Source organism: Salmonella sp. SAL4457, assembly GCF_046548235.1.
Classification (GTDB): Bacteria; Pseudomonadota; Gammaproteobacteria; order Enterobacterales; family Enterobacteriaceae; genus Salmonella; species Salmonella enterica.
Map to the genome: position 1 here is coordinate 1 of NZ_JBGDZO010000718.1, position 261 is coordinate 261.

General features: G+C 64.0%; 1 protein-coding gene. It reads left to right on the forward strand.

The annotated features are described in order from the left end of the window. On the forward strand, nt 1–261 hold a 261-nt coding region (locus ACLJNW_RS26030), incomplete at both ends, for an AAA family ATPase (RefSeq protein WP_410961481.1).

Genomic DNA, 261 nt, shown 5'->3' on the forward strand with positions numbered 1-261 from the left:
GTCCTCGTTCGTTCGCAACAAGCTGATCAATGACGTCTACCTGGGTGTCATCGGCGACAACCTGGCCAAGCAGATGGGGACGGTGGGCGAGAACAAGCGCACCGACCTGATGGGCCTGCTGATGCTGATCTCCCCGCCAGGCTACGGCAAGACCACCCTGATGGAGTACGTGGCGCACCGCCTGGGGCTGATCTTCATGAAGATCAACGGTCCTGCCCTCGGCCACGAGGTGCGCTCGCTCGACCCCGGGCAGGCGCCGGA